Consider the following 7,215-nt stretch of genomic DNA (forward strand, 5'->3'; position numbering starts at 1 on the left):
GTACTGGCTTTCCTGTGCGGTGGTGATATTCACATCCCGCCCGGCGTTCAGGGCCAGGTCGCCGGTGGCCTGTACTTGCGCGGCCTGTGTCGTAATGTCACGCCCGGCGGCAATGCTGGTGCTTACGCCGCTGACCACCGCTGTCCCTTCCTGCCCCACATTCTCGCGGATACTCACGCTTTTACTGCCGTGGGTTTCGCTGTAGGTGCTGGTCTGCTGCGCGTTCAGGTTGACGTCGCGACCGGCGCTGAGTGAGGCGTTGAGGTCGGCGGTGAGTTGCGCCGCCTGCGAGTTAAGGTCGCGCCCGGCGCTCAGCGTCAGGTCGCCGCCGCTGCTCACCACCGTGCGGGTGGCGTTGTTGCTGTCAGCCTGATTTTTGCCGCTGGTCTGATGGCTGCTCTTGTCCATCGTGTTGAGGTTGATGTCATTAACTGCCGCCAGCGTGGCGTCGCCTTTGGCGGTCACGGCGCTGCCTGCGTGGTCTCCGACAGATCTCGAAGGCCATTCGTTCAGCAGGATTTTGAGTGCGCCAGCGATGTTTTTTAAAGTCAACGTCTGACGGAGTTTGAAGATTTAATTTGGATGTTGGGATTATGCAGAATTATGGGCAGGGACGTCTATTCAGTGTGCATTACAAAACGTGGAAGAGACGTGTTTTGGGTGTGCTAATATCTCAGGCATCACACCCATGGCAAACATAATTAGGGCAATCATGGACAGCAAGATGCTTAACGAAATAAGTAAATTTCTAAGTTATATTTTACGTCATAAACCTGACACCATCGGATTGCAACTTGATGTAGAAGGCTGGGCAGATATCAATTCTTTGATTCTCGGCGCGGCGAAAGAAGGCCGCGTACTTGATCAGGCAATAATTCAGACAGTAGTAAATAGCAGTGATAAGAAACGTTTTACTCTCTCCGAAGATGGCCAGCGTATTCGTGCAGTTCAGGGACATTCAACACCAGACGTGAACCTTCAACATATGGAGAAAAAACCGCCAGAATTCCTCTACCATGGCACTGCAACACGCTTTCTTGAATCTATTCTTCAGCAAGGATTGATTGCAGGTTCACGTCACCATGTGCATCTATCACAAGACATAACCACAGCCGTAGCTGTCGGACAGCGATATGGAAAGCCTGCGGTGCTAAAAGTTGAAGCCCTGCGGATGCACCAACAGGGATTCAACTTTTTTCAGGCTGAGAATGGCGTATGGTTAACGAACCATGTCCCCAATTTTTTCATATATCAGGAATAGCCATTGTCTTTGTCTTCGACTTGCTCGGCTTTATAGCGGGAAGACTCTTCTTTGGCAGCACTAAACCATTCAGAGAAACCAGAATAAGACAAATTATCCCAAGGACTTAACTTCGGTTTTGAATAATCATAAATCCGGACACCCGTAGTGCCATCCTTACCTCCCCCATCAAAACAAGCAAGAACAACCCAGCCATCATTATACAGCCCTGACTCATCTTGAATAATTGCAAAGGGAACCAGGGCAGCCCCCGAAAACTTCAAAAGCATCGAGCTGTAATAAAAAAGAGATGTCGCCATATCTTTCGATAGAAGCCGCCAAGGCTCTATATCTAAAAACTCATCAGCTAAAACCACATCTAAATAATCAACAGGGAATTCAAAACTATTGGGTAAAATTGGAAGGTCGTACAAAAAAGGCTTCATTATTTAGCACCTCCAGAAATACGTGGTGGTTCTGTTGAACCGTAAGGATTAGAAGTAGAAAACCCCCCTGACTGTTTGTTTATACGACCAGTAATGGCCTCACCCCAAGTATTAAAATTCTGCCACCCTCTAGCCTCTTGAATAGCTGGCGTCAATGGATCATCAAATCCACGGACGCTAGCTTTAACGTCGATCCCCGCCTCTCTGGCCGCGGCAATTCGAGTGTTATCCATGCTAGTCAGCTTGCCATCAGGCATTTTAACGACGTCAACTGGATCACCTTTCCAACCATTAGTCCGCATGCTTTGTACCAAATCGTCGTATGTGTAATTTTTACCCGTGTCTCGGTCAGTTTTATTGAATGAAAAGCTATTTTGCGAGAACCGAATATCATCCGCCGCATGGAATGTGACACTGCCAGCGCCTTTTGCACCCACATCGGCAGTAACTGACGTCGCTTTTCCTACTCCGCCAATCCCCGCCGCGCCCACCTGCGTCAGGCCGTAAATCCCTTCCGAGTACTGTGGAGAGACTCCCAACCCTTCCAGCAAATACGCACCGCTGGTTTTCTGGTTGACACCAGACAGGAAGGTGTTAAAGCCTGCATTAGCCGTATCTATCCCTGAGGCTGCCAGATAACCGCCTGCCAGGCAAGCTACACCCGCGGTGGTCGTGCATATTGCTGCCCCACCCACCGCCTGGAGTTCCCCGGCGGTAAATTGCGTCAGGCCACCTAAACGCGTCCCCACACCGTAGTGGGATAGCGCATCCCCGGTTTGATCACTAACCGAATACCCGAACATCGGCAAACTGGCGCTGGCATAGCTGCCCATTGCGTAGATCAGCTGGTTACCGCTCTGTGATGCCAGTACTGTACGCTCACTGGCATACGCATCACTGTTACCTAACTGCTCCAGCGCCTGCGCTTTCACATAATCCGGAGAACCTTCCGCAAACTCAGCGGAACATTTCACCAACGCACAGGCCGCCGCTTTCAGACGCGCTTCTTTATCTTTATCCCCACCGGACAATTGCTGGATCCGGGCTACTTCATCCGGGTGTAACTGGCGGTTATAGCGTTCAGCATCCAGTGAGACGGCTGCGCCGGACTGTGCACCGGTCATTCCGCCAATAATTCCGTCAATTGCACTACCACTTACCTACAGCAGAGCGGGGCGTACCACTGGCATTACCGCTACTAAACGCCATCGTCGGGAGCGGCGGGATCATCTGATTTATTTGATCGGTCTTGCCCTCTTTATCACGGATATCGCCCCTTGCACGCCTGCCAATGACGAATTCCCGGCCACACCACCCGCCAGACCGGCAGCTAATGTACTTAATGCGCTGACATTTGCCTTCTGATCCTCCGTCAGATCTTCTGGTTTGGTATTGGGGTAAAATGCACTGATGATGATTTTCGCAGCTAATTCTCCCGCAGCACCGCCTGCTGCGCCGCCCGTCACTGAGCCACCCTGAATATAGGCTGTCACAGCCCCGGCCAGCGCATGCCCAACAGTGTTAGCGACAGCGCTGTCCCCCGTGACTTTTTTTACCTCCTGAGACAGATAAGGTGCCAGCCCGCCCGCCAGCGCCTGCCCCATATCGCCTCCGGTGAGCCCGGCAAGTGCTCCGCTGATAACCTTCCCGTTTTCCCGCTGGCAGAAATCCCCACACTGCGGGCCTTGTAATCCGCTTCATTCTGGATATCTGTCCAGCCCAGCGTGCCGATATTGAGGCTGTTCCGTCGAGGCAATCACAGCGCCGTTAAGTTGAGTAAGGGTGCGTTATGCCAGAGTTCTTCATGAGCAACGCGCCACTAAAATGGCCACGTGTTATAGCCGCACGGACGGCCTGCACCTGAAGGGTAACTGACTGGGATACTTACATTTGGGACTGATACTCTGGTTACCATTGCTGTAGAACGCGGGCAACTGGTGATCCGAGCTGCTGAGTGACACGTAAAAATATCCCGGCTCAGAAGTGAGCCGGGATTATTGATTAATCAAACTCTTTTTCTAATCGTTCAACAACGCGTTTGTAGATTTCAACGACTTCTGGGACTCCGTCACTTAGATCGTCATGGAAGTACTCCTGATAAAACTCCTCCGGCCAAAGTGATATTTCGTATTCACTACGCTTTTGGATCTTCCAGTATTGCGATGGACGGTTATCAACGATTTCAAAAATGCATAAGGGAACCGATATAATATAATCCATTGGTATTTTTTGTAATTGCAGCAATGTTCCCGCATTAACACCAATTTTGCTACTTATAGCCAAAACCGTATAAGTTTGCCCAACAATATATGGATACTGAGGATCTTGATTATCCATTAAGCCGAGCACTGTCTTCTGTTGTGCTGTTAGGTTAGTCGCAAGGCATTTTACTTTCATAACGTCCCACTATTTTTTTATCGCTATCGTTTTTGGCTCAACAACTTGGCCTGTAGCCGCATTACGGTAAGCATGGATTTCGAAAACAGTACCATCAACAGCTTTGTAGCTTTGACTACTAACTTTACTCCAGTCGGCTGTTTTTCCACCATATTCTGCAACTAAACGGGCAGAGTCTTTCAGCACGGCACCAGATCCATGACCAGCCACTGAAGTCCCTCCACTTCTGGATAGCTCAGCCAACTGAGCCTCACTTGCCAGCGACTTATTCAGATTCAGGCCACTAACGGAACTATTAGCCCCCCTACCCGGTAAACTCTTCCCGTTCTTCGCCGCCACAACCAGCATAGCCAGCGACATCCCTTCGGTCATTTGACGCGCTGTCTCAACCTCAACACCCAGCTTATTACTCAGTTCAACCACATACTGATTACGTACAAACTGCTGGCTGTCGTTGAGCTTATCCGCTTCGCCGTACTGGAACAGTTGCTTGTCTTCCGTCCCTGCATAACCCGGATAGTTACCGTAACTTTCTTTAAATTGTGTAACCCAGTAGCTGTCCAGCGCTTTACGCTCTTCTGGCGTCGCGGCCTGATTTTTTACCAGCGCTTCATAATAGGCCCGTTGCTCTGAACCCAGCGCAAACTCAGCCGCGCAATCTACCCGGCGACAGGCTTCAGCTAACAGTCGCTGCTCTTTCTCTTCGTCTCCGCCTGCCAGCTTTTTGATTTCAGCTCGTTCATCCGGGTGTAACTGGCGGTTATAGCGTTCAGCATCCAGTGAGACGGCTGCACCGGACTGTGCACCGGTCGTTCCGCCAATAATTCCGCCAATTGCACTACCACTTAACGTGGCGGCCCACTGGGTGATAGCCCCTCTTTCATTGCGGTCCAGTTGTGTGTTGTTACTCAGATAAGTATCGACCATCTGACTAAACGCTTCGCTGCTCATCCCGGCCAACCCGCCGGCCAGCGCATTGCCGCCGCCGAAACTCGCCTGGATTGCACCTATCACACCGTGGATCGCGGCTTTTTCGGGGCTATTCGGTCCCCAGCCCATCGCCTCACCAAGATCACCGGCAGCTGAGTTCGCCATCTGCACGAACACCGCCGCCAGTTCCTGTTGCTCGGCAATTTTCTTCTCATCGAAAATCTTATCGATATGACCATTGGCGTTGTCGGTATCGCGGCTTAGCCCTGCAATATCCTGCGTCTGCTTCTCACTGTCTCGGATGACGATACTGCCCGCAGCAATGGCCGATTGCGTTGTACCTGAAGCGTCACCGCTGCTCTTAACACCAATAACAGGGACAACGCCGCCGCCGTTAACCCGCTCGCCTTTATTATTTTTTTCCGATGAAAAGCCACCGGCAAGCCCCTGGCTACTGGCACTGTACTGCGCTTCGTTATTGATATCGCTCCAACCCAACGAACCGGTATCAAGCAGGTTCTTATCGGCTGTTGCAGTGCTCGCTATGACTGCACCACCCAGTTGGGTATGGTTGCCTACCGTAATATCGAACCCTTTATCCCCGGCAAACAACCCGCTTTGCTCACCAACGCTTGCGTAGTCGCTGTCGGTTTTGCTCTTATTAATACTCAGTGAGGCTGAACCGGTCATTGACCCGAAAGTGAAACTGGCGCCGCCACTCACGCTTTTCTGCTGGCTGTGGTACTCGTCAGTATCCTGCAGGCTGGTTATCGTCAGGTCGCGACCCACCTCAGCAGTGATTTTTTCACCCAACACCTGCGCACCGGAAATAACCGTATCCCGTCCGCTGCTCAGGCTAAGCCCATCACTGGCGTTGACCCGCGTATTAACATATTCGGTACTCTTACCGTCAGCCGTTCCTTTTGACTGGTAACCGCTGGCCGACACGCCAATTCCCGTCTCCTGACCCAGCGATATATGCACACCGACATTCCAGCCGCTGCTGTTATTCTTACTGGTTTGCTCGGTGTTGTTCGATGCGGCATCCAGCAGCAGATCATTCTGCGCCACAAGAGTGACATTATTGCCTGTCACACCGCTGCCGCTGATATGAAGATCACCGCTGGTACCTTTGTTACCCGTAGCCACCAGCGTGGTATTTCCGCCTGCGCTGAGGGTGCTGCCGCGTACCTGATTTTGTGTAGAACTGGATTCAGATGAGCTTTTACTCGAACCTACGCTGAGTTCCACCTTCACGGCGTTCAGATTGCCCTGGGCTACATCAGTCGCCATGGAAGAGGCACCCGCGACAGCTATCCATGCGTTATCTGCCGCCTGCACGGCATACAGCGTTTTCAGCCGTTCGTCGCTGACCTCCCCACTTCGTTTGAGTGTGCTGTTCGCTGCAAGAATGGCATCGGTCACCGGGCTGGACACTGACAATGTCAGACCGCTCTTTTTCTGTTCGTAACTCTCTTTACGTCTCAACAGATCGTTACCGGGGTCAACCACAATTTCGCCCGCGACAACGTTCAGGTTTTTATCGGCAATCACATCCGCGCCGCTGATATGTGCTTTTTCACCCGCGATAATATTTGCGTTACCGCCGGTTGAACCAATAGTGCTGACACTCTGACTCTGAGTGGTACCCTCTTCATTGAGCTGATGTCGCGATTGTGCGCTGCCGATGGTTACACCAAAACCTCCCGTGCCCATCAGCCCGCTTTTTTTAGTCTCGCTCAGGCGGTAGCTGGAACTGGTATCGGTGGCTGCAAGGATATTGACATTTTTCCCCGCTTTCAGCGTCACATCCCCGTCACCCACCACGGACGAGCCCTTCACCGTCAGGTCTTGCCCGGCAACAATTGACACCTTGTCGCCACTCAGCTGCGAGGCTTTCTCTGTGGTGGCATAGTCCTCTGCAACGGTATGCGTGGTCGTGCCGGAGAACAGGTGTTTTTTGGTTTTGGTTTTTTCGTCGTAGCTGTACTGGCTTTCCTGTGCGGTGGTGATATTCACATCCCGCCCGGCGTTCAGGGCCAGGTCGCCGGTGGCCTGTACTTGCGCGGCCTGTGTCGTAATGTCACGCCCGGCGGCAATGCTGGTGCTTACGCCGCTGACCACCGCTGTCCCTTCCTGCCCCACATTCTCGCGGATACTCACGCTTTTACTGCCGTGGGTTTCGCTGTAGGTGCTGGTCTG

The 7,215-nt window shown here is 52.0% G+C and carries 7 protein-coding genes and 1 pseudogene; 1 reads left to right on the top strand and 7 read right to left on the bottom strand.

All coding sequences use genetic code 11. From position 1 onward, the window contains the following. The coding region (locus AC1DUO_RS22645; protein ID WP_477988856.1) for a hemagglutinin repeat-containing protein at positions 1-465 on the bottom strand (465 nt) is incomplete at its 3' end. A 247-nt stretch (positions 466-712) separates the two neighbouring features. Here AC1DUO_RS22645 and AC1DUO_RS22650 point away from each other — a divergent pair. Continuing rightward, a complete protein-coding gene (locus AC1DUO_RS22650) occupies positions 713-1,261 on the top strand; it encodes an RNA 2'-phosphotransferase (RefSeq protein WP_013575349.1) in 549 nt (182 codons plus the stop codon). Here the strand turns inward: AC1DUO_RS22650 and AC1DUO_RS22655 are convergent. The 6 genes and pseudogenes from AC1DUO_RS22655 to AC1DUO_RS22680 all read right to left on the bottom strand — a co-directional run. After that, positions 1,252-1,686 (bottom strand): hypothetical protein, encoded by a 435-nt coding sequence (locus AC1DUO_RS22655; RefSeq protein ID WP_013575348.1) that lies wholly within the window; start codon positions 1,684-1,686, stop codon positions 1,252-1,254. The two genes, AC1DUO_RS22650 and AC1DUO_RS22655, sit on opposite strands and share 10 nt — an antisense overlap. Next, positions 1,686-2,810, bottom strand: a complete 1,125-nt coding sequence (locus AC1DUO_RS22660; protein ID WP_276524757.1) for a hypothetical protein — start codon at positions 2,808-2,810, stop codon at positions 1,686-1,688. The genes AC1DUO_RS22655 and AC1DUO_RS22660 overlap by 1 nt, the downstream gene beginning before the upstream one ends. Positions 2,811-2,921: 111 nt before the next feature. Beyond that, the gene (locus tag AC1DUO_RS22665) at positions 2,922-3,290 is read right to left on the bottom strand and encodes a VENN motif pre-toxin domain-containing protein (RefSeq protein ID WP_223510312.1); all 369 of its coding nucleotides are present in this window, start codon (positions 3,288-3,290) and stop codon (positions 2,922-2,924) included. A gap of 50 nt (positions 3,291-3,340) precedes the next feature. Beyond that, positions 3,341-3,464: pseudogene (locus AC1DUO_RS22670) on the bottom strand (VENN motif pre-toxin domain-containing protein); the annotation flags it as partial. Positions 3,465-3,687: 223 nt separating this feature from the next. Further along, complete coding sequence (locus AC1DUO_RS22675; RefSeq protein WP_112151910.1) at positions 3,688-4,083, bottom strand: hypothetical protein; 396 nt, start codon at positions 4,081-4,083, stop codon at positions 3,688-3,690. A 9-nt stretch (positions 4,084-4,092) separates the two neighbouring features. Next, the coding region (locus AC1DUO_RS22680; protein WP_477988859.1) for a hemagglutinin repeat-containing protein at positions 4,093-7,215 on the bottom strand (3,123 nt) is incomplete at its 5' end.

This window comes from Rahnella sp. P4_A8 (assembly GCF_056402435.1).